The organism is Gordonia aquimaris (assembly GCF_026262595.1).
Taxonomy (GTDB): domain Bacteria; phylum Actinomycetota; class Actinomycetes; order Mycobacteriales; family Mycobacteriaceae; genus Gordonia; species Gordonia tangerina.
In genome coordinates, this window is record NZ_JAPKFM010000019.1 from 65,409 (window position 1) to 88,116 (window position 22,708).

The following is a 22,708-nucleotide window of genomic DNA, read 5'->3' on the forward strand; positions in this document are numbered from 1 at the left end:
CACGGGATGGCCACAGCACCCGCCAGGATCCAGCTGACCGAGACCACTGCGGCGGCTCAGCGCCTTGCGGGAACAGGCGGCGTCCGCGTCCCTGCACCGTGGGATAAACGAAGAGCCGGAACTCGTCGACGAGCCGCGCCGAGATCAGCTCGTGTGTCAGTGAGATGCTGCCGGTGACCACAATGTCCTTGCCGTCCCGGTGCTTGAGGTCGTTCACCTGCCGCGCCACGTCTTCGGCCGCCAGCACAGTCGAGTTCTGCCAGGCGGGGTCGGTCATCGTCGACGAGACGACGTACTTGTGCACCGCATTCAGATAGTCGGAGATGCCAGTCGGATCGTCGTGTTGGTGTGGCCAGTATCCACGGAAATCTTCGAAGGTTTGTCGTCCCACCAGAAGGGCCTCCGCCGCGGCGTCTTGTCGGTGCGATTCCTCGATGAGGTCAGGGGCGTCCTCGGTCGGGTCGAACCAGGTGGTCAGCATCTCGATGGAACCGTCGAGGGTGATGTTCTGAGTCACGACGAGCTTGCGCATGTGTTCTCCTCTCTTCGATCTCGATCGCGTGCCACAAGAACAGACAAAACCCGCGGCCGTGATTCATCGGCCGACTACTCGCCCGGGGGATCGGCGCAGATCGCTAGCGGCGAACCCAGGAGCGGGTGAGAAACCCGGTGACCGTGGTGATCTCGACAGCGGGCAAGGTGCCGCCGTCGGCAACGCCGAGTTCCCGGATGAAGTAGCACGGAGTGGTCAGCCGGATGTGCAGCCGCGTGGTGTCGACAGCGACCCGGAAGATCCCCACCGCGCCGAGGCCGGGGTCATCGTCATGCCACCCGATACCCACCGGAGCGAGAACCTCGTGCAGGCGCCCGACGTCGATGCCGACGTCCGATGCAAAGACGATGTGTGCGGAGTACAGCACACCGTTGTAATGCGTGCCGTAGGTGAGCGAATCGGCGACGGCGCAGCAGCCGGCCCACTCCTCGGTGGATGCCCGATCGTCGAGGATGACGTGTTCGGCGTCGACCAGCAGGTCGATGATTGCCTGCGTGACCTCCCTGGCACGTCGGCGCACCACCGCGCTCTGCGCAGCGGTCAGTGGCCGTTCATCGTCGACGGCTGATGTCCGATCTGGTAGTGGTGCTGAGGAACTCGCTCTCACCGTCCTGCCTTTCGGGAGTCGACGGCCGGATCGCGACGCCCGCCGGACAGCTGACCGGCCACGACATCTGCCACGCTGCGTCGGTTCTCGCGCGTGATGTCACCACCTCGGCCCGACACGATCCGTCCCAGGTTCTCCAACGATTCCGAACCGATCTGGAAGTAGCTGCTGTGGTTGCCGACAACCGGCGCGAGGTCGCCGCCCTCGGCACGGAAACGTTGCGCCCCGAAAGCGGTTGTGGCGGGATCGATACCCAATCCGCCGATGCCGGTGGTCGACGTGGCCCCGCCCAGATGTCCGATGGCGTCGTCGGATGCCGCACCCACGAAGACGTTGCGCGCCCCGATCCCGAACTCATCGGCTGTCGCGACGCCACCGGCACCCGGCGACCCCAGCATCGTGACCGTGTCGAGGGCACCGGACAGGCGCCCGTTGTCGCCGGCCCAGCCGACCGTCGTCGATCCATAGCTGTGACCGATGAGTCCGAGGTTGAGGTGGTCGTCATCGCCGACCCCCAATTGTTCTCGAGCGGCGATGAACCCGCCGATGTCATCGGCGAGCATCCGACCGCCATCGCGGGCCGAACCGGTCCCCACGATCGCACCGAGATCGGCACCGCTGGGTGCGTCGTAGCCGATCCAGGTCACCACGGCGACATCACCGAGCTCCCCGCCGGCCTGCTTGTACAGGTCGGCCGCGTTCTGCACGTTGCCCGGGGTCGTGGAGATCTCGGTGCCGGCGCCCGGGACCAACCATGCGACGTTGCGCGCGGAGTCCAGATCACCGACGGCGACGACGGCCTTGCCGTCCTCGCCGAAAGCGTGCGGGTCATAGGCATAGAGCGTGACCGCGGCGCCAGGTGCCGTCTGTTGCGCCTTCACGAGGCCTGCGCGCACCGATTGTGCGTTGCGCAGTGTTCTCCGGGCATCGTCGCTGCGATCCCCGAGCGTGACCACAGCCTGCGCCTGGGCGAGGTCGCGGTCGAGCAGCAGGCGGTTGGCCCTGTCGCGCACCGATGCGGGCAAACCCTGTCCGACACCGATGATCTCGGGAAAAGCGAGCCCGACTGAGACCTGCTCGGTGGGTGTGAGCCCAGCCCACCAGCGGGCGCGTTCGGTTGCCGTCATCCCGAGTAGGTCCGGAGGCGACGCGCCGGGACGCACCTTGTCCAGCGCGGACCGGACACTCCCGGCCCGTTCCTGGTTCGTCGCCGTCGTCATCGATGGACCCCTCACGTCCTGCGACCAGTGTGTCACGGTGGCCGGCGACGGTTAAAGCTGTCCGTGCCCTTCGTGAAGCTCGCTCCTCAGGGAACAAACGGTGACGCTCGCAAGCTCGCTCCCCAGGAATCCGGAGGTGAAGCTCGTTCCAGGGGGAACAGGTGGTGACGGGCCTCAGGAGCCACCGGAGACAGATGCCATGCGCCGCAACTGGATGGCCTTGTCGATCCCGACAAAGGCCGGCGCGACCAGCGACAGACCGAGGACGACGAGCCACTGTCCACCCGAAAGCGACACGGTGTCCAGCAGACGTTGGAGCATACCGAGTTCCACGGCGGCCCACGCCAGCGACCAGCCGCCGATCAGCCACCCGAAGTACGGGAACACCGGCGACGACCACGGCGCCTCACGTTCCCGGCGCATCACCACGCCGAGGTTGACGCCGCTGAAGGCAACCACGGCGAACGCCATCGTCATCGCCACCGAACCGCGATCGGCGGACGGCTCGTCCGGCCCCCACTGCAGAACTGCGAGCGCACTACCCGCGATCAGGAAGCCACTGATCACCCAGCGAGCGATCTGTGGGCCGTTGACGATCCGTGTTCCCGGGGCGCGTGGCGGCCGCTGCATGACGCCGGGATCGGAGGCGTCGACGATGAACCCGACCACCACCGTCACGATGACGAAGAACTTGCAGAACAACAGCTGCATCGGCAACAGTGCAACGCCGCCGTTGATGTTGAGGATCGTCGCCAGCACCATCATCTGCAGCACCGCCGACAACACGGTGAGCTGCAACCGGATGTAGGAGGAGATGCGTCGATAGATGTCGCGGCCGAGTTCGACCGCGCGCACCAGGGTGGCGAAGTTATCGTCGGTGAGCACGATCTTGGCGGCCTGTTTGGTCACCTCCGAGCCGCTGCCCATGGCCACGCCGATGTCGGACTGTTTGAGAGCCGCCGCATCGTTGACGGCATCGCCCGTCATCGCGACCACGTCACCGTCCTCCTGCATGAGCCGGGCCAACCGCAGTTTGTCCTCGGGCGCGACCCGGCCGAACACATGCAGGTCGGGCAGTTGCGCCCGGACCTCGTCGTCGCCGAGATGTTGCAGATCGGTGCCGGTGATGACGCCAGGTCCCAGACCGAGTTGGTCGGCGATGGCCCGAGCGGTGATGGTGTGGTCGCCGGTGATCATCCGGACATCGATCCCCGCCCCGAGCGCGGTGTGCACAGCCGCGGTCGCCTCGGCGCGCAGCGGGTCGATGATGCCGACGAGCCCGATCAGCACGAGATCACCGACGGCGGCCATCGGGTCAGCAGTGGCAGCTGCCATCGCAGTGTCGTCGAGCCCTTTGGCGGCGAACGCGAGCACGCGCAATCCCTTCTCGGACAGCTCCCGGTTGGCGTCGAGGATGTTCTGGCGCATCTGGTCGACGGGCACGATATCGCCGTGCCGCAGCGCGTGGGAGCACCGATCGAGCACGACGTCCGGCCCTCCCTTGACCACCACGAGATGGGGCTGGTCCACCACGGTGCCGTGGACTGTGTCGGGGCGGTCGTGGAATGTCGCCATGAACTTGTAGTCCGAGTCGAACGGGACCTCGGTGACGCGCGGGATGGCTCGGCGTGTGGCCTCGGCGTCCACCCCGATCTTCGCGGCCAACACGACCAACGCCGCCTCGGTCGGATCGCCGATGATCGATTCGTCGTCGGCGACTGTGGCGTCCGAACACAGACACAACCCCAACGCGAGTGGCGTGAAGTCGGGCAGATCGCCTGCCGCGCCGAGGATTGCGCCGGTCTTGGCGTAGCCGGAACCCTCCACGCGGAACCATTGGTCCCCCGCATACAGCGCCGTGACGGTCATCGCGTTCATCGTCAGCGTGCCGGTCTTATCGGAGTTGATGACGGTGGTGCCGCCGAGGGTCTCGACGTCGGCGAGCGACTTGACCACCGCCTTCTCGTCGGCGAGATGTTGTGCACCCGAGGACAACATCGTCTGCACGAAGGTCGGCAGACCGGTGGGGATGGACGCGATCGCGGTGGAGATACACAGTAGCGCTAGGGTTTCGCCGTTCTGTCCGCGCAGAAGTCCGATGATGCCGATGATCGCGACGGCACCCCAGGCGAGGAAACCGAAGACCTTGGTCATCCCGTCGAGTTCGCGCTGCAGGGGCGACTTGGACCGTTTGGTTGCGGTGACCATGTCGGCGATGCGGCCCATCTGCGTGCCGGCTCCGGTCGCGGTCACCACGAACTGCGCCGACCCACGGGTGACCTGGGTGTTCTGGAATGCCATGTTGGTGCGGTCACCCAGCGCGACCTCCGTGCCCGCGATCGGCGCCGAGTCCTTGGGCACCGGCGCACTTTCACCGGTCAGCGCGGCCTCCTGAACCTCCAAAGTCGCGGAGTTGAGGAGTCGTCCGTCCGCCGGAACGAGGTCGCCCGCCTCCACCAGCACGATGTCGCCGGGTACCAGCTCGGCGGCCGGCACCTCGGCCACCTGTCCGTCACGGCGCACCCGCGCCACCGGAACCTGCAACTGGGCGAGCGCGTCGACGCTGGCCTGGGCTTTCATCTCCTGTTTGGTGCCCATCACCACGTTGAACACAACCAGCAGCCCTACCACGATGCCCGTGGCGAACTGGCCGATCGCGAAGCTGGCGACGGCAACGATGAGCAGCATGATGTTCATCGGATTCGCCAGCTGACCACGGGAGACCGCCCAGAGTGTCGGCGGCGGCTCGGGAGTCACCTCGTTGGGGCCGAAACGTGCCAACCGACCTGCGGCCTCCGCGGACGTCAGCCCGACGCGGGCGTCGACGTCGAGCGCGGCGGCCACGCCGGTCGTGTCGCGGAGGTAGGCATCGGTCAAAGGCGCTGCGACACCAGTGGAAGCCATGGAAGTGGTCCTCTCAGAGAGCCCGTGGGCGGCCTCACGACCAGGCGAGGACCGCCCCGCCTTCTCGGCGAAACACCAGACAATCATGCCGGACGATCGGGCGCGATGCCGGATTTCACCGATCTCGAGCGCACAAAATCGCAAACCACCTCGCGGTTCGCGATTGAGATCGACCCCGTCTGGGTATCTCCCGGTGCACTCGAGTGAGGAGAAACATCATGGACACCGCAGTCTGGATCATTCTGGCCGTCGTCATCGTGATCGTCGTACTTGCAGTCATCGCCCTTCTCTTGCGTCAGCGCACCGTGCGGCGCCGCAGCAAAGCACACGAGATCCGCGAGAACGCCACTTTGCAGGTGTCCGAGGTCCGCCACCGCGAGGCGATCGCCGAGGAAGCCGACGCCCGCGCTCGCAAGGCCCAGGCCGAAGCCGACGCGAAGGCCGCCGAGGCCAAACAACTCAACGAAGAGGCCCAGACCCACCAGGGCCACGCCGCTAAATCCCGTACCGAGGTCGAGCGCGAGTTCGCGCGCGCCGACAAGCTCGACCCCGACGTCAAGAACGACCGAGGCACTCGCAACGGAGCATCGCCCGAGGTTCCCGTGGAGCCCGGACCCGACGACACTCCGACCCACCGCTGAGTACGCCCGCCGTGCGGCTCTGACCGCGCGGCGAGCACGCGCCCGTCACCATCCACGCAGAGAACCGATTCCGACATTTCGGTACCGGCAACACCCGGCTCGCAGCAAAATCGCGCAGGTCGGCTCGGGCCCGGCCGCGATTTCCGTGCGGACACTTCGTCGAACGCGAGGTGCGGAGGCCGCCGCCATGTTCACTAGCCCTGCCCGGTTCACCAGTCCTGCTCGGTTCACGAGATCTGCTGCGCGAGTATGGTTTCGGGCGACAATGGCGGTCGCCGTCGCCTGTGTCGCGGCCGCCGCGCTGATTTCTGTGCCGGCTCATGCCGACACGGTGTCCGCGCTGACGTAGCGGTAGGTGGAGACGTTCTATCCGTTGTGGTTCGCGCAAACCCAGTTCGACGTCGCCCCGCACAACGGACTCATCGGACCGACACCATCTCGCCGCTCTATCAGGGCGTCGTGGACATCAATGACGACACCCTGTATGCCAGTTCGCCTGTCGACACCTCGGTCGGGCCGGTGATGGTGACCGTACCCAACACACCGGTCAGCTATTCGGTCCTATTACTCGATGCCTACGGAAACGTCTACGACTCGCCCCACCGCATCCGCCCGGTGGCCGAGTTCGCCCTTCCCGTCAAGCCCCTCGCCGACACGCTGATCCAAACCGCACCAGTCGAGTTCTTGCGTCAAACCCAGCGTGCGGCCGACAATGCGGCGCGGGTGCCTTCTTTTGTCGCCCGACAACGCACCCTGGCAACCGCTTTCGATCGGATCTTCGCCGTCGGCACCGATCTCATCCGCGCTGATCAACAACTACCTCGGAAACCGGTACCGCAACAATTGGATCCATTTCACCAACCTCGGCAACTGGGGCGACAATGTCCTCGACCGCGCGTCGCTCACCGAGCTCATCCAGTTCGGCAACGGAATCGCCACCGCCGCCTATTACCACGCGTTCCGCGACCAAGCCGGCGTACTGCTCGACGGCAGCCAGGCCCGGCGGCTACGTCCTCACCTTTCCGGCATCGGTGATCCCCGAGGCCTCCCGCTTATGGTTGTTGACGGCCGACACGCCGAACTCCGTCGAGATGATCCTCAATCCGATCAACAAGTACGTCGTCGCCGGCTATCCACCGGGCCTGGTACGCAACCGCGACGGTTCCATCTCCATCCACATCGCACGGGTGCGGCCTCCCGGAGTGCCGGAGGCCAACTGGTTGCCCGTTGGCTTCCGTCCCTTCAACGTGATGCTGCGCCTCTATCTCGTCGTGCCCGGATCAGCCGCGGCGAACAACACATACGTGCCACCACCGGTGGTGCCGCGGTAGCCCGGCCGGGAATCAGACCAGCCCGGCGTCCACGACCAAGTCGACTCCAAGCGCGCCGCAAGAGCCGATCGACAAGCTGACGGCAACTCAGGTACCGAAAGGCTTTCCGATGTCCACCCACGCGTCCACCCCGCAAACGCCCATCACCTACATCACCGACGAACCCCCACACCCCAGCGCGCGGTGGCAACTTGCTCGACACTGCACGCTCCTGCTGGCCACGGTCGGGCTCGCCGCGGTGACGGCGTGCAGCGTCTCGATCGGTACCGACGACTCAGCGGTGGAATCCACCTCCGACATCACGATCGGTGAGTGCCTGCAGATCGACGACGAAGCCGATGACCAGGGGAACGTCCGGGCCACCACCATCGCCTGCGACTCCGACGGCCTCACCTTTTACGCCGCCGAGACGGTCACCGCCGACGCCGACTGCGCCGGGGACAACAGCGCAAGCCTGTCCTTCGATGGAGACCCACAGAAGCTCTGCATGACTCCCAACTTCGTCGACAGCCGGTGCTATCAGATCCCGTTGCCGGGCGGACAACTCGTCGATTACCGGGAGTCGGACTGCGCGGCCCCCGCGGCCACCGACACCATCATCGCCGAGGCCGTCACCCGTTCGGACGACTCGATCACCTGCGCAGCCGATCAGACCGCGTGGGTGTTTTCCGAGCCGGAGGCGATCGGATACTGCCTGCGTGCGGTCGAACCCGCCTGAGCCGTTGCGCCGTCTGTCCGAGAGCGACGCCCGTCCGGTGTATCTGTCTGCAGCCTCAGCAGCTACCAGCGTCAATTATCGTCGCCGCCCACCGCTGGCACCTCAGACAGATACACCGACCGGTGGCCCATCGGTGCCGGTGCTCCGCGACCTCGCGGCAACTCGCCCGCGGCCGCTGTACCCGACCACCGCGCGGTGAGCGCAACTCAGAAGTCGAGGCTTCCGCTCCCGATTCCTCCTCCCGCACCCGAGGTGGTCTGCACGCGCACCGAGGCACTGCCGATGTCCAGGTCGGCGACGCTGGTGCAGGTCACGGTGACGGTGTAGTCGGTGTCGGCCTGCAGGTTGGTGATCGTCAGGTCCGTCGCTCGGTTGGGTGCAACAGGTACCGGGTTGCTCGGAATGGACACGTTGACACCGTCCGGGAGTCCGTCGGGCTGCGCCACGGCGAGGCACAGGTATGTGCCGGCGCCATCGTCACCTCGGGCGACCTGCACGGTCACCGAATTGGCGGTCTCCCCCGCCGACGTCACCCCGAATTCGGGAAGCGCAGCGGCCGCGTTGCCCGCCGCAGCGACACCGACTCCGAGGGCCGCCGACAAACCCACTACAGAACAGAGAATTTTCTTTGCCATGGCGACCGAAGGTATCAGCCCGAACGACCTCCAACAATCCATTCTCGTCACCTTTTTCGCCATTTTCATTCTCCACGCCCGTTGAGTTGCGACTGCGCGAAGATGGCCTGCGGCAATACTTTTGGTCGTACTCGTGCAATCGAATATCGTGTCCGACGGCAGTGCGGACATGCCATCGACGGACAAGTACCGAAATGACACTGCCGACCTGGTGTTCCGCGTCGGTGGCACACCGGTGACGTGTGCGACCGCGGCGCGGTAGTCTCCGGCAATGGCGCACCACGTCCAGAACTCCGATCGCACTCTCGTGCTGTTGCACGGTGCGCCGCTGACACCGGAGATCTGGGCGGACACCGTCACACATCTGAGTGGGCGGACAGTGATCACGCCGGATTGCACGCATGTGCCGAACTCCCGGGATGCGCAATCGATCCTGGCCGAACAGGTGGCTGCCGACCTCGAGGGTGATCTCGATCTTGTCGGGCACTCGTTCGGTGGGCAGATCGCGATCGACCTCGCGCTGGCGCACCCCGATCGGGTTCGGACGCTGACCGTGCTGTGCACCCGCGACACCCCGTTCCCGGCGTTCGGACCGGTGGCCGCGCAGGTCCGCGCGGGGTCGGGACCATCGGTTGTCGGGTCGCTGGCACGCTGGTTCACCGCCGCCGAACTGATTGCCGACTCTGATGCGGTGTGTGCTGCCCGAGAACAACTCTCCCAGGCCGACACCGAGGATTGGGCTGCCGCTCTGGCCGCAATCGCCACCTATGACCGATGGTCGCGGACGAGCTCCCTGGCCATGCCGGTCACCGTGGTGGCCGCGGGTAAGGACGGCGTGTCCACGCCCGAGGTCATGGCCGATCTCGCCCGACGCATCCACGGTGCCGAGTTCGATCTGCATCCTGACTGGTCGCACATGTCGGCCTTCATCGACCCGAAAGCATTGGCAGGGCTGATTCAACGCGCCACCGCAGCCGATCACGCCGAGTGATCGATCCCCTCCGATCGATCACTCGGCGCGGGGCACCGCAGTGTGCGTATCAGCTGGTGTCAGAACGTGTTTCCGGATTCGCGGTGGGTGTCGCGGTTTCCGATGGCGGCGTTGTCGAGGCGCTAGGCGCCGCACCGGACTTCGGCGCGCTCACCGACTCGTCTCCCCCGCCGGATGCCTCGCCGGTGTCCGACCCGTTCCCGTTGCCGTTGAGTTGATCGGAGTACATCTGCACGAAGTGCTGATGGGTCATCGGCGTGACCTTGTGTTTCTCGTGGCGCAGACCGATAAACAGCGTCGGGATCATCAATGTCACCAGGATGAAGATGGGTAGGCCGACCACCGTGATCACTTCCTGCAGCGCACTGAGTCCGGCCTCGCCGCCGACGACGATGAGCGTTGCGGCCACCGCGCCCTCGGTGAGTCCCCAGAAGGCGCGCTGACGGATCGGGCCGGCTTCGGCATCGCCCGAACACAACATGTCCACCACCAGGGATGCCGAATCCGACGACGTGGCAAAGAACAACGCCACCACCACGACGGCAATACCCGAGATCAACGTGGTCAGCGGGAAGTTGTCGAAGAACTCGAACATCGCCAACGGCACACTCTCGGCGACGGCCTCGGAGATCGGGCCGCCGTCACCGCCGATACCGTCGATCTCCATGGCCGACCAGCCGAAGATCACGAACCAGACCAGGGTGAACAGCGACGGCGCGACCAGCACACCGATCACGAACTGGCGGATGGTGCGGCCGCGGGAGATGCGGGCCAAGAACACCCCCATGAACGGTGCCCAGGTCACCGTCCATGCCCAGTAGAACACCGTCCAGCCGCCCTGCCAGCCCCAGCCGCCGTCCTTGGTGAACTCGGCCATGGCGTCGTTCCAGAAGGCAAGGGGCACGACGTCGGAAGCATATGTGCCCAGGCTCTCGATCAGCTGCCGGAGCAGGAACACGGTGTCGGAGAAGATAAGCACGAAGATCATCAGGCCGACCGCCACCAGGATGTTGATGTTGGAGAGCCGTTTGACGCCTTTCTCCAAGCCCACCACGATCGATGAGGTCGCGACGATCGTCAGCGTGGTGATGATGATGACCTTGGCCCACACCGAGTCCGGCAGACCGATGAGTTCGCTGAGACCGGCGTTGATCTGCGAGGTGCCCAGACCCAACGAAACCGCAAGCCCGAAAACTGTTCCCAGCACCGCGACGACGTCGATGATCTTACCGATACGCCCGTGAATGCGCTCCTTGAGGACCGGATAGAACACCGACGAGACACGCATCGGCAGCTTGTAGCGATAGATGAAGTAACCAAATGCCAAGCCGGGCAGGGTGAAGATGGCCCACGTGTGCAGGCTCAGGTGATAGAGCGAGATGCTCATGGCATCTTCGGCGGCCTCCGCGCTGTAGGGTTGCACCCCCTCGAACGGCGGATTGGAGAAATGTGAGATCGGTTCTGCCACACCCCAGAACATCAACACCGTGCCGATACCACCGGCGAAGAGCATGGCGAACCACGACAGGTTGGAATACGCCGGTTTGTCATCGTCGTCGCCGAGGCGGAGCCGCCCATAGCGACTGATGGCCACCCAGATCAGGAAGACCAGCCATACCGTCACCCCGAGGATGAAGAACCAACCGAGGTTGGTGACAATCCATTCACGGCCGGACCCGAATGCGTCACCCACCCAATCCTGGAAGATCAGGAACAGCACCAGCAGTGAGATGGTGAGCCCTGCCGACCAGAAGAAGATCTGCGGGTTCGTCTTGAGACCGAGCTTTCGAGCGAGTGTGTCCACAGGTCGCCGTCTCCATCCTCGACGGCTCGATGTCGGGTCGGGATCGCGCGTGTCGGATGTCGTGTGAACCGTCGACTAGAACCCCAGCATCGTCCCCCGATTCGACGATGGCCACCGATGCAATCGCTTCGTTACATTTGCCCCGATTGCCGCAATCGCGTCGGCTCCCGTTCTGATGCACCGGAGCCGGCCCGCTCGCCAACCGCTCACGACGCGCCGGTCGGCAGATCCCACGAGAAGTTGACGACCATCCCCTCGGCCCCGTCCATCGTCAGGCGTAGCGGGCCGGTCTCCCCTTCCGCCGTCGAGGCGTCGCAGGTCACGGTGGTGCCCGGTTGAGCGGAGATCTCCTGCTGAGGACACTGGACGGCGGTCAACGTGTAGCCGGTCTGCCGACCGAAGTCCGCGCCGACCGAATCGACGATCGAGGACGCCAACAGCCGCTGAGATCCGTCCTGTACCTGCCAGCTGAAGTCGATGGAGTCGTTGTCGTCGTCCACATTCGTGACCTTCACATCCCAAATCGCGACCACCCCCTTCTCGGTCACCGAGCAGTTGGTGGCGTCGTCGACCTCCGCGTCGAGACCATTGGTGCAGTCGATGGCGTCGAGCGCGTCGCCCGTCTGGGCGGCGGCCTCGTCACCGAGTTCGGTCTCGAGTTGATCGGCGCTGAGACCTTGCGAGTCACCGGTGCTGACCGACACCGAGCACCCGGCGAGAACAATCGCCACCGCAAGGATGGCAAACCGGCTCAGGGATTGGTGTTTGCTGGTCACTGCTACTCCTGTCGCGAGGACGGCCGCGGCGGGCGGGCCAGGGTCGTGGAAGGGGCGATCTCAAGGCTGTCATGAACGCGCACCCGTCGAGTGGTCTCGGCACCGAAGGGTTTCGGCGGCCGGTCCGTAGGCCAACGGGACATATCCGACATAGGATCTGGTGTCATGCGGTCCGCGGGTGTCGGCAGTCCGGTCCTGATGGAGCGTGACGACGAGTTGCGCATCCTGACCGATGTGCTCGCGCGAGCCGCAGACGGCGACGGCGAGGCAGTCGTGGTCCGTGGGCCTGCCGGCATCGGAAAGACCTCCCTGCTCGAGGCGTTGGCGCAGCGGAACGAACAGTTCCGAACGTGTCGCTACCGGGGTCGCGACAGCGAGGCCGGCCAGCCCTTCGCCGCCATGGTCGGTTTGCTCGATCAAGCGGTCTTCGACACCGACCCCGCGGTGTTCCGGGGTGCCAGCGCACTGAGTCTGCCCCTCTTCTTCGAGGGCGAGCGAACCGATCTACACGAGTTCCAACTACTCCACGGCCTGCATTGGCTGACCATCAGCCTCAGCGAACAGCGACCGCTGCTACTCATCGTCGACGACGCACAGCTCGCCGATCCCCAGTCATTGCGTTTCCTCCGGTACCTGGCCGACCGACTCGCGGGCCATCCGATCGCCGTGGTCGTGGCCGCGCGCAGCGCGACCCCCGCCCCGCCCGAACTCGACGAGCTGACGGGCGCGGCGCACCGACGCCTCGAACCGCAACCACTCAGTCCGGACGCAACCCGTGACCTCGTCGCGACCCTCAGCGGCCTCGACGATCACGCCCTCGACGTGGTACTACCCGCGCTGACCGAACGCACCGGCGGCAACCCGTTCTACGTCTGCGAGTTCGCCCGCCATCTCGCGGCGCGGGGCGCTCGCCTCGACGAGGTGCCGGCGACCATCGTCGAATCGACCGATCGCCGGCTCGCCACCGTGGGCCGCGCAGCGCGGTCGATCGCGGTCGCGGCGGCGACATTGGGTGAATCCGCCGCGCTCGGCGACATCGTCGAGTTGGCGCGGGTGTCGACGGCCGAAGCCACCTCTGCCATTGACGAACTCATCGGGTCCGAACTGCTCGACCCCACCGACCCGCGACATTTTCGTCACCCGTTGCTGCGCGACGCGGTGGCCGGGACCGTACCTCCGGTCATCGACTCGACCTCGCACTTCGTGCCGCACAGCTGAACTCGGCACGTCACCCGGTCCGTTCGGCCGAACACCTGCTGCAGGCGGCACAGCTCGCGCCGTTCGACCGCCCGTGGGTGGTTCCCACCTTGACGGCTGCAGCCACCGTCACCTGCGGGCAGGGCGGCAGTACGCGAGCGGTCGCCTATCTCGAACTCGCACTTGGCGAATCGTTGGACACAAGCGCCGAGATCACGATCCGCCATCAGCTCGGCAGACTGTACGACGAGGCGAAGGACCCGAAGGCGCTCGATCACCTGCACCGGGCGTGGGAACTCTCGCGAGACCTCACCGACGCACCCGCGATCGAGATCGTCGAGGCGTATGCCACCGCACTCTTTCATGCCGCGTTACTCGAGCAGGCCGGCGAGGTCTGCCGCGCGGCGCTGGCCACCGTGGACCAGACCTGCGACTACACATCATGGTTGCGGTTGGAGGCCGCAGCGCTCAACGCCGAGGCGATCTCTCGTCGCAACCGCGGCCGCCCAGCAGAACTGCGGCCCGTGGTGTGCGGTGCCACCACCCCTGCCCAGCGTGCGGTGCTGGCACATGTCGCGTGGGATGCCGCGGTGCGCGCGGCAGCCGGTCACCGGGAGGTCGCCGACCTCGCCCGGCGCGCGATCGGTGGAACAGCCCTGATCTCGGAGGTCGGGTCGGCCTCCCCGGTCTTCATCTACGCCGGCAGCGCCCTGGCCTGGACCGGCGAGTACCAGGAGGTCGACGAGTTCGCCACCGCCGGGATCACAGCCGCAGTCGGCAGCGGGTCGCTGGTCGGCGTCGCCTACGCGACGGCGTTGCGCGCGGGCAACTCCGTCTACCGCGGCGCGATAGATCAAGCCGAGACCGACGCACACCGAGTCCTCGACGAGTTGGCCAATGTCGATCCGATGTGCTTCGCGATGACGGTGGGATGGCAGATCGAGGTCGCGGTGGAGCGGGAGCACTGCGCCGGCGCCATGTCGATGCTCGAGCACTACGGACTGAACGGTGAGCTTCCGGACATCGGCACGATCGACACGTTGCTGCTGTCGAGGGCCCGGCTGTTCGCCGCACTCGGCAACCACGAGCGTGCGTTGGCAGACCTCGCCGAGGTGAGCGAGCGCGGCCATCGGTCTGCCTATCTCAATCCGGTCGCGTCGCCGTGGCGCTCGATGACCGCGACCGTCCGGTCGCTGCAGGGCACATTCGACACACGCTGCCGGGATCTGCTCGAGGCGGAGTTGACCGAGGCCCGGCGTTACGGCGCACCCCGAGCCGTCGGCCAGGCGTTGCTCGCGCGAGCACAGCTCCGATCGGGGGCAGCAGCGGTGGCGGACCTGCGGGAGGCTGTCGAGATTCTTCGTCCGTCGCAGGCCGCGCTGGTTTTCGCCGAGTCGCTGGTCGAGCTCGGCGCCGCGCCCGAATCCGGCGACGTCGCCGAGCGCCGCGACCTGTTGCGTACCGGAATGGACGCGGCACATCGATGCGGTTCGTGGCGACTCGTGTCGCGGGCGATGAGCGCACTGCGGGCCACCGGTGCGCGACCGCGTCGACCTCAGGTGACCGGACTGCAGGCGCTCACACCGCAGGAACGCCGCGTCGCCCAGTTGGCCGCCACCGACATCGGGAACCGGGAGATCGCCGAACAACTGTTCCTCACGCGCCGAACGGTGGAATTGCACCTGACCCACACCTACCGCAAGCTCGGCATATCCGGGCGGGCGGAACTGCGGCCTGCGCTTGCGCCCTGAGCCGCGTGACGTCTGCGATGAGTGGGAGTACAACCGGACCGTCGACCCAGTCAGAGTTGGCGCAGGTCGTTCAGGTGACTTACGCTCGTGCGCATGCTCGACGACCTCGACCCTGCGGCACGTGCCCAGGCGCGCCAGTTGGTCAACGAACTGGAACGCGCAGCCGACGCTCTCGTCGATGAGATGGAGAGCGTACCCAGCAGTGCCGCCTCCGCGGCCAAACGGGCCGAGTTGTTCGAGGTACGCGGCTACATCCAGCGCCTACAGCAGCGGTTCCAGTTGAACGGCGCTCACGGCTGAACTTGCGTTCGTCTCGGTCTGAATCCGGCGGCGGTGACTCTCAGTCGTCGTGATGCGGCGGCGCGAGGTGCGAGTCCGCCATCGGGGCGGAGCCGTTGCCGTTGAGCGACGCGTTCGCCCTACGCTCGACGAGCAGCGGAACGAAGTCCCGCACGCGGATGCCGTCGAAATGTCGATACGCGGCCTCGACCGCGGCCGCCACCGTTTGACTCGGACGATCCGAGTAGGCGGCGATCAATCGTTCCTGCACTTCGCCGATCTGCCGTCGTTCGTCTGCGTCCTCCACAGGACAAGGCTAGGGGTCACCATCAGACGCGGCCCGACAAACCGGACACTGTTCATGGACTGTTCATCGATCTGCATTCGAATGGTGCTCGCGTTTCGGCCGTCCCGTGTTCGGGCCCCGGCTGGTGGCGCTCAGAACGCCGACGGCACCCTGGTCACCGGGAGGGACGGCCCCTCGTAGGCACCCACTGTTCGTTTCGGAAGCTCCACGTCGGGCGCTTCGAGCGGAGTGTAGGGCACCAGCCCGAGGAGATGGGTGAGGATGTTGAGCCGACCGCGCTTCTTGTCGTCGGTGTTGGCCACATACCAGGGCGCCCAGCCAGTGTCGGTGTAGCGGAACATGTCGTCGCGGGCACGGGTGTACTCGTCCCATCGGGTGTAGGACTTCAGATCCATCGGGGAGAGTTTCCAATACTTACGGGGGTCGTCGATGCGGCTCTGCAGCCGTAGGGTCTGCTGGTCGTCGCTGACCTCTAACCAGTACTTGATCAGCAGGATTCCCGACCGCACCATGGCCCGCTCGAACTCGGGAGCATCGGACAAGAACTGTTTCGACTGCTCTTCGGTGCAGAAACCCATCACCCGCTCGACGCCCGCACGGTTGTACCAACTGCGGTCGAAGATGACGACCTCGCCCGCCGCGGGAAGGTGGGGTACGTACCGCTGAAGGAACATCTGGGACTTCTCGCGTTCTGTGGGTGTCGGCAACGCGACCACCCGGAAGATCCGGGGACTGACCCGCTCGGTCAGGGCCTTGATGACGCCGCCCTTGCCGGCGGTGTCGCGGCCCTCGAAGACGATGCAGATCTTGGCGCCGGTCGAGCGCACCCACTCCTGCATCGCCACGAGCTCCGCGTGCACCTGCTTGAGCTGTTCCCGATACTCCTTGTTCTTCATCGGTTTGCCCTCGACCGGTTTGGTCTCGCCAGGCTTGTTGTCGATCGGCGCCGACTGGCCCGAGCCACCGGTTGAGGTGTCGTGCCCGGCGCGGCCCCCGTCGCGCTTCTTCTTCGACTTCTTCCCCATGGCGCCGCCCTTCCCTTCGCTCCCCAGACCATGTGTCGCACCGTGTTCGGCGTGTCCGAGATGCTACGACATCGCCGACGCGGCAACGCGAACATCGATACACCCGTCGACGGATCCCGTGCGCTCCGGCGACGCCGACGACCACGAAAACACCGCCTCCGCCAACGTGGGTTGACCGAAATATGGTGCTTTGTCCCAATTTTCAGCTCCGATGTCGCCCAACTCACACCCATCCGGGTCGACTGTGCCCACCAGATCCATTTAGGGTGGCTAAGTAATTAATTTAGTGTTACTAAGTTTTTTGGAGGGCAGGGATGAGTCACATCGTCGACGATCCCGCCGACACGATGGCGCTGCGCGGCGCCGCGGCCATCCACCGCGACCTGATCCGGATCGGGCGTGCCGTCCGGTCGACGACCGGAGACAACCTGTTGTCGCCGAGCCAGATGTCGGCGCTGTGGACGATTGCGCAGCATGCACCCATCCGGGCGACCGAACTCGCCGACCGCGAGCGAGTCGCGGCACCGACCATGTCGCGGGTGGCGGCCTCGCTCGAGCACCTCGGGATGGTGGTCCGCACCACCGACGCCCACGACGGCCGGGTGAGTCTGCTCGCGCTGAGCGACGCCGGCAGTGCGCATCTCGCTGGTGCCTCGTCACGGAACTCGGCGCTGTTCGAGTCCGCGCTCGATGCACTCACCGATCCGGATCGCCGGTGTGTCGAACGGTCGATGCGGCTGCTCGCCGACACCGTGTGCGCCCTGACCCCCATTCAGCAGAAGGGAACCTGATGCAGCCCAGCACCAACGGCCATCGCGAAGGCGATGGCACAGCGCCGCCCCGAGTATCAGGCGGCGTGATACGTGGCGAGATCCGTTCCGGGGGAACGACGGTCGGCGACGCCACGATCACCGTCGTCGATCCGGGTGGCCGTCAGGCCGCGCGCTCGATGGCCCGCAGCGACGGGACCTTCGTCGTCGACGTGTCCGCTGGTGGCCACTACGTTCTCGTTGTTTCCGCGGCCGGCCATGAACCCACCGCGGTGACGGTGACGGTGGGAGCCGCGCCCATCGACGTCGAGGTGGTGCTCGCCTCGATGGCCGCACTCGGCGGAACGGTCACGACGTCGGCGACCGGGGAGCCGGTGGCCCACGCGTCGGTAGCCGTGGCCGACCGGGCAGGTCACGTCACCACCACCGCGGTCACCGATGCCACCGGAGGGTGGGAAGTCTCCGGACTGCCGGTCGGCACGTACACCGTCATCGTGACCGCGGCCGGCTGCGACCCGGTCGCCGAGACGGTCACCGTCGGCGGAACCGGAGTCGCCGTGGCCGACATCGTGCTGCGGACCGCAGCGGAGCTGGCCGGGGTGATCACCGACGGAGACGGCGTGACCGAAGGACAACCGGTGCCGCACAGCCAGGTCGGTCTACTCGACAATGCCGGGCAGATGGCGGCGAGTACGTTGACCGACGCCGCCGGCCGCTATCTCTTCGCGAACCTCGCACCCGGCGACTACACCGTCATCGCCAACGGCTATGCGCCGGAGGCCATCACCATCGACATCGAGCCCGGGCGCGTGGTCACCCACGAATTCGTCCTGGGCGCACGGGGGCAGGCATGAGTGGCACCATCACCGCGCGCGTGGCGACGTCGAGCGGCCATCCGCTGCCGGCCGCGGTGATGACCGTCATGTCCGCCACCGGCGAGCAGCAGGCCGTCCTGCGCGGCGACGACGGCGGCGCCATCACCACCGACGCCCTCGACGCAGGCACCTACACGGTGGTCATCACCGCCGACGGCTTCGCGCCCACCGCCCGCACGGCGGTGGTCAACGGCGCTGGACAGGTGAGCCTCGGCACGATCGCGGTGACCCGCTCCGGCGGAGCGCCGGTGCCGGCGGCCGGATCATGGGAGATCGATCCCGGCCACTCCACCGTCGAGATCAGCGTCCGGCACTTCGGAATCGCCACCATCAAAGGCCGATTCACCGACTTCTCAGGCCGCATCGAGGTGCCCGAGGACGTCGAGGCGTCGTCGGTGAGCGCCCAGATCAGCACGGCCAGCATCGACACCGACAACCAGACCCGCGACGGACACCTGCGCTCCGCGGCGTTCTTCGATGTCGAGCAGTATCCGCTCGCCGAGTTCCGGGCGACGCGGGTGTGCCCGGGCAGCGACGACACCTGGCGCCTGGCCGGGCATCTGACCCTGCGCGGGACCTCGGTTCCGGTCGACCTCAACCTGTCCTACCTCGGCGAGGTCGACGACCCCTGGGGCGGTCGGCAGGCCGCATTCCGCGCGACGGGGACGTTGCAGCGCAACGATTTCGGCATCAGCTTCGACGACAAACTGATCAGTGGGGTGGCGCAGATCGGCGGCACCGCATCGGTCGATCTGGAGATCCAGGCCATCCGTACCCCCTGAGCAACCACATTCTTCCTGATTGATCTGAAAGGCATCATGTCCGACACCAGCAACGCCGTCGCCCCGGGCACCGACACCCGCGGCTCCCGACAGCGCTCCCTTGCCGAACTCGGCCCCAACTACAAATGGATTGCCCTGTCCAACACCACGTTGGGGATGCTGATCGCGACCATCAACTCCTCCATCGTGCTGATCGCGCTACCCGACATCTTCAAGGGCATTCACCTCAATCCGTTGGAACCGCAGAACACCAGCTATCTGCTGTGGATGATGATGGGCTTCCTCGTGGTGACCGCTGTGCTGGTGGTCAGCTTCGGTCGTCTCGGCGACATGTTCGGTCGCGCCCGGATGTACAACATGGGGTTCGCGATCTTCACCGTCTCGTCGATCTTCTTGGCCATCACCTGGTTCGACGGTAGCGAGGCGGCCATCTGGCTGATCTTCTGGCGCATCGTCCAAGGCGTCGGTGGCGCCTTCCTGATGGCGAACTCGTCGGCCATCCTCACCGACGCCTTCCCGGCCAATCAGCGCGGACTAGCCATGGGCATCAACGGCGTTGCCGCCATCGCCGGGTCGTTCCTCGGCTTGCTGATCGGCGGTGTGCTGGCACCGATCCAGTGGCACTACATCTTCCTCGTCTCGGTGCCGTTCGGCGTGGTCGGAACCATCTGGGCGTACCTGAAACTCCATGACACCGGCGAACGCCGCAAGGCCAAGATGGACTGGTGGGGCAACATCACCTTCGCCGTCGGGCTCATCGCCATCCTCATCGCGATCACCTACGGCATCCAGCCCTACGGCACCTCCAACATGGGCTGGGGCAATCCGTGGGTGCTCACCGGCCTGATCGGTGGAGTCATCGTACTGGCCGCCTTCGTGTTCATCGAGACCAAGGTGCCCAGCCCACTGTTCGAGTTGTCGCTGTTCAAGAATCGCTCCTTCGCCTTCGGCAACATAGCGAATCTGATGGCCTCCATCGGACGCGGCGGTCTTCAGTTCATCCTCATCATCTGGCTGCAGGGCATCTGGCTGCCGCAGCACGGATACGACTACTCGCGCACGCCGCTGTGGGCAGGTATCTACATGGTGCCGATGACCATCGGCTTCCTGCTCAGCGCACCGGTATCGGGTGCACTGTCCGATCGGCTGGGTACCAAATGGTTCACCACCACCGGCATGGTCATCACCGCCGGTACCTTCGCCGCACTCATCGCGATGCCGGTCGACTTCCAGTACTGGGTCTTCGCTCTGGTGATGCTCATCAACGGAATCGGCATGGGGCTGTTCGCCTCCCCCAACCGTGCCGAGGTGATGAACAGCTTGCCCATCACCTCCCGCGGGTCGGGCGCCGGCATGATGACCACATTCCAGAACGCCGCGATGGTGCTGTCGATCGGGTTGTTCTTCTCGCTGATGATCGCCGGACTCAGCGCGCATCTGCCCGACGCGATGTTCAGCGGACTCACTGCCAACGGCATGCCCGACGCGCCCGCCGACGGGATTGCGCATCTGCCCACCGTGGGCATCCTGTTCGCGGCGTTCCTCGGCTACAACCCCATCCGTGAGGTCGGCGGTCAAGCGCTGCAGGGCCTGCCGCAGTCGGCGGTGGATCACCTGACCGGGTTGGACTTCTTCCCGCATCTGATCAGTGATCCGTTCTCCGATGGCCTCACCGCCGCGTTCACCTTCGCTCTCATCTGCTGTGTGATCGGTGCGATCGCCTCGCTGTTCACCGGATCGCCGAAGTCGGCGACACCGGAGATGGTGGGCGTCGAACTGGCTGCCGTCGCCGCCGATGCCGGCGTAGGCACACCCGCGGAGCTGATCGACGAAGCGCACATGACCGGGGCACGACACCGCAAGCCTGGGCCGTCGACGGCAGGTTCCGCGGCGAGCGGCGACCCCCGAATCACCGGACACATCACCGGGTCCGACGGCGTCGCGCCCGCCGAAGCCGCCGTGACGGTGACCGATGTCCGGGGCCACCAGGTCGGTACGGCCACGGTCGGGCCGGACGGGTCCTACGCGGTGGGTGATCTCGCCGACGGCACCTATACGGTCATCGCGACCGCACCGGGCCGGTCGCCTCGGGCGCTCACGGTGTCCGTCGTCGGTGAGCTGACCTTCCGTCGCGACTTCGTCCTCGCCGGGGGATCGACTCTGCGCGGCACGGTCCGCGACGGGGACCGTCCGCTACCGGCGGCCCTGGTGGTCACCGACCGGTCGGGCGCGGTGATCAGCCGGGCGCACGCCGACGCCGACGGCGACTTCGTCATCGGCGGCCTGTCGAACGGGGACACTGTCGCCGTCACGGCCTCGGCGCCCGGCTACCAGCCGACAAGTCAACTCGTGACCGTCGACGCCTCGGCACCCGGCGTGGTCGACATCGTCCTGATCGCCACCGGTGGCGTGCAGGGTACGGTCCGCACCCCCGACGGCACACCGCTCGTCGGCGCCACGGTATCGGCAATCGGACCCGATCAGACGATCGTCGCGTCGGTGACCACCGACACCGACGGCCGCTACCGCATCGAGGGCCTCACCGACTCGGCGTTCACGGTGGTTGCCAACATGTACGAGCCGACGGCCCTCGCGGTCAGTGTGTCCGCCGGACAACGCAACACCGCCGACATCGCGCTCGGCGCCGGACACAAGCCGGTCGTGTCGTAGCGATCGTCCGGCGCGCGTCGGCACCGGACCGGCCCGTCCGGGCCGCCCGTGCACGTCCCCGGAAAAGCGCCCCGACACAGCACCCTCCGTAGCGAACCCGTCAACAATGCGTCGGCTGCCCCGCTACGCAGGGCGCTTTTCTGGGGCGGTCTTCCGGCGCGGCGGATTCTTCGGCGGGCACATTCCGGAAGGGCGCGCCTCAGCGCAACGACCCCAGGTGATCCCGGACCAGCCGGCGTACCCGGGCGGGCGCGTCGTTGTGCCCCAACAGCAGATGCACCGCCAGCCCGTCGACAAGCGCGTGCAGTCTCATCGCCTCGGCCTCCAGATCGTGCCGCGCGTCGACGAGCCCGTGGTCGCCCAGATCGGTCAGCACCCGCCGAGACAGCGCCCGCAGGCCGTCGTGCGCCTCGAGTCCGGCCTCGGCCAGCCCCGGATGTGCGACCGCATCGGTGACCAGCGCCAGGTTCACGTGCATCTCGACCCGCCGGACGTCGTCGAACGGTAGAACCTCCGACAGCATCGCCTCCGCGCGCCGCAGCGGATCGCGGACAGACCCGTGCCCGACGACACGCTCCCCGACCCGCTGATAGATCAGCCGCATCGAGAACGCGAGCAACTCCTCCTTGTCGGCGAACACATGTCGCAACGACCCGGCGGAAATCCCCGCCTCGGCGGCGACGTCCCGGATCGACACCCCCGACACCCCTTCGCGGAGCACCACCCGCCAGAGCGCCTCCGCGATCTCAGTTCGTCGGGCGTCGTGGTCGATCAGCTTGGGCACTTCCGCATGGTAGCCCAACTGTGCTAGCTTAGGTCGCGTTGCCAACACAGTCGTGCCACCACAATCGTCTGCGCCTTGCCCGGACGAC

General features: G+C 66.3%; 21 protein-coding genes and 2 pseudogenes. 12 read left to right on the plus strand and 11 right to left on the minus strand.

Going from position 1 to position 22,708, the window contains the following annotated elements:
* Window positions 1-46: 46 nt before the first annotated feature.
* The 4 genes and pseudogenes from OSB52_RS17080 to OSB52_RS17095 form a co-directional block, all read right to left on the minus strand.
* Window positions 47-532: pseudogene (locus tag OSB52_RS17080) on the minus strand (dihydrofolate reductase family protein); the annotation flags it as partial.
* A gap of 103 nt (window positions 533-635) precedes the next feature.
* Complete coding sequence (locus tag OSB52_RS17085; RefSeq protein WP_266062829.1) at window positions 636-1,160, minus strand: hypothetical protein; 525 nt, start codon at window positions 1,158-1,160, stop codon at window positions 636-638.
* Window positions 1,157-2,380 carry an alpha/beta hydrolase gene (locus tag OSB52_RS17090; protein ID WP_266062830.1) on the minus strand — a complete coding sequence of 408 codons (1,224 nt, stop codon included), beginning with the start codon at window positions 2,378-2,380 and terminating at the stop codon, window positions 1,157-1,159. The genes OSB52_RS17085 and OSB52_RS17090 overlap by 4 nt, the downstream gene beginning before the upstream one ends.
* A gap of 174 nt (window positions 2,381-2,554) precedes the next feature.
* Window positions 2,555-5,284, minus strand: a complete 2,730-nt coding sequence (locus OSB52_RS17095; protein WP_266062831.1) for a cation-translocating P-type ATPase — start codon at window positions 5,282-5,284, stop codon at window positions 2,555-2,557.
* Window positions 5,285-5,502: 218 nt separating this feature from the next.
* Between OSB52_RS17095 and OSB52_RS17100 the strand changes: the two genes are divergently transcribed.
* Both OSB52_RS17100 and OSB52_RS25180 read left to right on the plus strand, forming a co-directional pair.
* Entirely contained in the window at window positions 5,503-5,925 is a 423-nt protein-coding gene (locus OSB52_RS17100; RefSeq protein WP_266062832.1) for a hypothetical protein, read from the plus strand.
* A gap of 249 nt (window positions 5,926-6,174) precedes the next feature.
* Window positions 6,175-6,468, plus strand: a pseudogene (locus tag OSB52_RS25180) (DUF1254 domain-containing protein); the annotation flags it as partial.
* Window positions 6,469-6,489: 21 nt separating this feature from the next.
* On the opposite strand, the gene OSB52_RS17105 reads toward OSB52_RS25180, so the two are convergent.
* The gene (locus tag OSB52_RS17105) at window positions 6,490-6,738 is read right to left on the minus strand and encodes a hypothetical protein (RefSeq protein WP_266062833.1); all 249 of its coding nucleotides are present in this window, start codon (window positions 6,736-6,738) and stop codon (window positions 6,490-6,492) included.
* A gap of 68 nt (window positions 6,739-6,806) precedes the next feature.
* Here OSB52_RS17105 and OSB52_RS17110 point away from each other — a divergent pair, with 68 nt between their 5' ends.
* Window positions 6,807-7,256, plus strand: coding sequence for a DUF1214 domain-containing protein (locus OSB52_RS17110; protein WP_266062834.1), 450 nt, complete (start codon window positions 6,807-6,809; stop codon window positions 7,254-7,256).
* A 109-nt stretch (window positions 7,257-7,365) separates the two neighbouring features.
* A complete protein-coding gene (locus OSB52_RS17115) occupies window positions 7,366-7,974 on the plus strand; it encodes a pyridine nucleotide-disulfide oxidoreductase (RefSeq protein ID WP_266062835.1) in 609 nt (202 codons plus the stop codon).
* 206 nt (window positions 7,975-8,180) lie between these two features.
* Here the strand turns inward: OSB52_RS17115 and OSB52_RS17120 are convergent, their stop codons facing one another.
* Window positions 8,181-8,609 (minus strand): hypothetical protein, encoded by a 429-nt coding sequence (locus tag OSB52_RS17120; protein WP_266062837.1) that lies wholly within the window; start codon window positions 8,607-8,609, stop codon window positions 8,181-8,183.
* A gap of 271 nt (window positions 8,610-8,880) precedes the next feature.
* Here OSB52_RS17120 and OSB52_RS17125 point away from each other — a divergent pair, with 271 nt between their 5' ends.
* A complete protein-coding gene (locus OSB52_RS17125) occupies window positions 8,881-9,600 on the plus strand; it encodes an alpha/beta fold hydrolase (protein ID WP_235721884.1) in 720 nt (239 codons plus the stop codon).
* A 49-nt stretch (window positions 9,601-9,649) separates the two neighbouring features.
* Here OSB52_RS17125 and OSB52_RS17130 read toward each other — a convergent pair whose 3' ends face one another.
* Together OSB52_RS17130 and OSB52_RS17135 are read right to left on the minus strand one after the other, a co-directional pair.
* Window positions 9,650-11,404, minus strand: coding sequence for a BCCT family transporter (locus OSB52_RS17130; RefSeq protein ID WP_266062838.1), 1,755 nt, complete (start codon window positions 11,402-11,404; stop codon window positions 9,650-9,652).
* A gap of 206 nt (window positions 11,405-11,610) precedes the next feature.
* Window positions 11,611-12,180, minus strand: a complete 570-nt coding sequence (locus OSB52_RS17135) for a DUF4333 domain-containing protein (protein WP_266062839.1) — start codon at window positions 12,178-12,180, stop codon at window positions 11,611-11,613.
* Window positions 12,181-12,345: 165 nt separating this feature from the next.
* On the opposite strand from OSB52_RS17135, the gene OSB52_RS17140 reads away from it, so the two are divergent.
* The 3 genes from OSB52_RS17140 (at window position 12,346) to OSB52_RS17150 (ending at window position 15,428) form a co-directional block, all read left to right on the plus strand.
* The gene (locus OSB52_RS17140; RefSeq protein ID WP_266062840.1) at window positions 12,346-13,398 is read left to right on the plus strand and encodes an AAA family ATPase; all 1,053 of its coding nucleotides are present in this window, start codon (window positions 12,346-12,348) and stop codon (window positions 13,396-13,398) included.
* An 89-nt stretch (window positions 13,399-13,487) separates the two neighbouring features.
* A complete protein-coding gene (locus OSB52_RS17145; protein WP_266062841.1) occupies window positions 13,488-15,128 on the plus strand; it encodes a helix-turn-helix transcriptional regulator in 1,641 nt (546 codons plus the stop codon).
* Between the two features lie 93 nt (window positions 15,129-15,221).
* A complete protein-coding gene (locus OSB52_RS17150) occupies window positions 15,222-15,428 on the plus strand; it encodes a hypothetical protein (protein ID WP_266062842.1) in 207 nt (68 codons plus the stop codon).
* Window positions 15,429-15,468: 40 nt separating this feature from the next.
* On the opposite strand, the gene OSB52_RS17155 is transcribed toward OSB52_RS17150, so the two are convergent.
* Entirely contained in the window at window positions 15,469-15,714 is a 246-nt protein-coding gene (locus tag OSB52_RS17155) for a three-helix bundle dimerization domain-containing protein (protein WP_266062843.1), read from the minus strand.
* Between the two features lie 131 nt (window positions 15,715-15,845).
* On the minus strand, window positions 15,846-16,739 hold the full coding sequence (gene ppk2 / locus OSB52_RS17160; protein WP_235721878.1) for a polyphosphate kinase 2: 894 nt from the start codon (window positions 16,737-16,739) through the stop codon (window positions 15,846-15,848).
* A 314-nt stretch (window positions 16,740-17,053) separates the two neighbouring features.
* Here ppk2 and OSB52_RS17165 point away from each other — a divergent pair, with 314 nt between their 5' ends.
* The 4 genes from OSB52_RS17165 to OSB52_RS17180 are packed head-to-tail and all read left to right on the plus strand — an operon-like array spanning window position 17,054 to window position 21,836.
* Complete coding sequence (locus tag OSB52_RS17165) at window positions 17,054-17,530, plus strand: MarR family winged helix-turn-helix transcriptional regulator (protein WP_266062844.1); 477 nt, start codon at window positions 17,054-17,056, stop codon at window positions 17,528-17,530.
* The gene (locus OSB52_RS17170; protein ID WP_266062845.1) at window positions 17,530-18,363 is read left to right on the plus strand and encodes an MSCRAMM family protein; all 834 of its coding nucleotides are present in this window, start codon (window positions 17,530-17,532) and stop codon (window positions 18,361-18,363) included. The genes OSB52_RS17165 and OSB52_RS17170 overlap by 1 nt, the downstream gene beginning before the upstream one ends.
* Window positions 18,360-19,166, plus strand: a complete 807-nt coding sequence (locus OSB52_RS17175; RefSeq protein WP_266062846.1) for a YceI family protein — start codon at window positions 18,360-18,362, stop codon at window positions 19,164-19,166. Before OSB52_RS17170 ends, OSB52_RS17175 begins: the two co-directional genes overlap by 4 nt.
* Window positions 19,167-19,202: 36 nt before the next feature.
* On the plus strand, window positions 19,203-21,836 hold the full coding sequence (locus OSB52_RS17180) for an MFS transporter (protein ID WP_266062848.1): 2,634 nt from the start codon (window positions 19,203-19,205) through the stop codon (window positions 21,834-21,836).
* A gap of 199 nt (window positions 21,837-22,035) precedes the next feature.
* Here OSB52_RS17180 and OSB52_RS17185 read toward each other — a convergent pair whose 3' ends face one another.
* Window positions 22,036-22,620 (minus strand): TetR/AcrR family transcriptional regulator, encoded by a 585-nt coding sequence (locus tag OSB52_RS17185; RefSeq protein ID WP_235721873.1) that lies wholly within the window; start codon window positions 22,618-22,620, stop codon window positions 22,036-22,038.
* Between the last annotated feature and the right edge of the window lie 88 nt (window positions 22,621-22,708).

What these genes read in the sequence shown, in the direction of transcription:
- ppk2 (WP_235721878.1), bottom strand. Translation starts at nt 16,739, where the DNA reads ATGGGGAAGAAGTCGAAGAAGAAGCGCGACGGGGGCCGCGCCGGGCAC.
- OSB52_RS17090 (WP_266062830.1), bottom strand. Translation starts at nt 2,380, where the DNA reads ATGACGACGGCGACGAACCAGGAACGGGCCGGGAGTGTCCGGTCCGCG.
- OSB52_RS17165 (WP_266062844.1), top strand. Translation starts at nt 17,054, where the DNA reads ATGAGTCACATCGTCGACGATCCCGCCGACACGATGGCGCTGCGCGGC.
- OSB52_RS17150 (WP_266062842.1), top strand. Translation starts at nt 15,222, where the DNA reads ATGCTCGACGACCTCGACCCTGCGGCACGTGCCCAGGCGCGCCAGTTG.
- OSB52_RS17170 (WP_266062845.1), top strand. Translation starts at nt 17,530, where the DNA reads ATGCAGCCCAGCACCAACGGCCATCGCGAAGGCGATGGCACAGCGCCG.
- OSB52_RS17140 (WP_266062840.1), top strand. Translation starts at nt 12,346, where the DNA reads ATGCGGTCCGCGGGTGTCGGCAGTCCGGTCCTGATGGAGCGTGACGAC.
- OSB52_RS17120 (WP_266062837.1), bottom strand. Translation starts at nt 8,609, where the DNA reads ATGGCAAAGAAAATTCTCTGTTCTGTAGTGGGTTTGTCGGCGGCCCTC.
- OSB52_RS17115 (WP_266062835.1), top strand. Translation starts at nt 7,366, where the DNA reads ATGTCCACCCACGCGTCCACCCCGCAAACGCCCATCACCTACATCACC.
- OSB52_RS17100 (WP_266062832.1), top strand. Translation starts at nt 5,503, where the DNA reads ATGGACACCGCAGTCTGGATCATTCTGGCCGTCGTCATCGTGATCGTC.
- OSB52_RS17125 (WP_235721884.1), top strand. Translation starts at nt 8,881, where the DNA reads ATGGCGCACCACGTCCAGAACTCCGATCGCACTCTCGTGCTGTTGCAC.
- OSB52_RS17180 (WP_266062848.1), top strand. Translation starts at nt 19,203, where the DNA reads ATGTCCGACACCAGCAACGCCGTCGCCCCGGGCACCGACACCCGCGGC.
- OSB52_RS17095 (WP_266062831.1), bottom strand. Translation starts at nt 5,284, where the DNA reads ATGGCTTCCACTGGTGTCGCAGCGCCTTTGACCGATGCCTACCTCCGC.
- OSB52_RS17175 (WP_266062846.1), top strand. Translation starts at nt 18,360, where the DNA reads ATGAGTGGCACCATCACCGCGCGCGTGGCGACGTCGAGCGGCCATCCG.
- OSB52_RS17110 (WP_266062834.1), top strand. Translation starts at nt 6,807, where the DNA reads ATGTCCTCGACCGCGCGTCGCTCACCGAGCTCATCCAGTTCGGCAACG.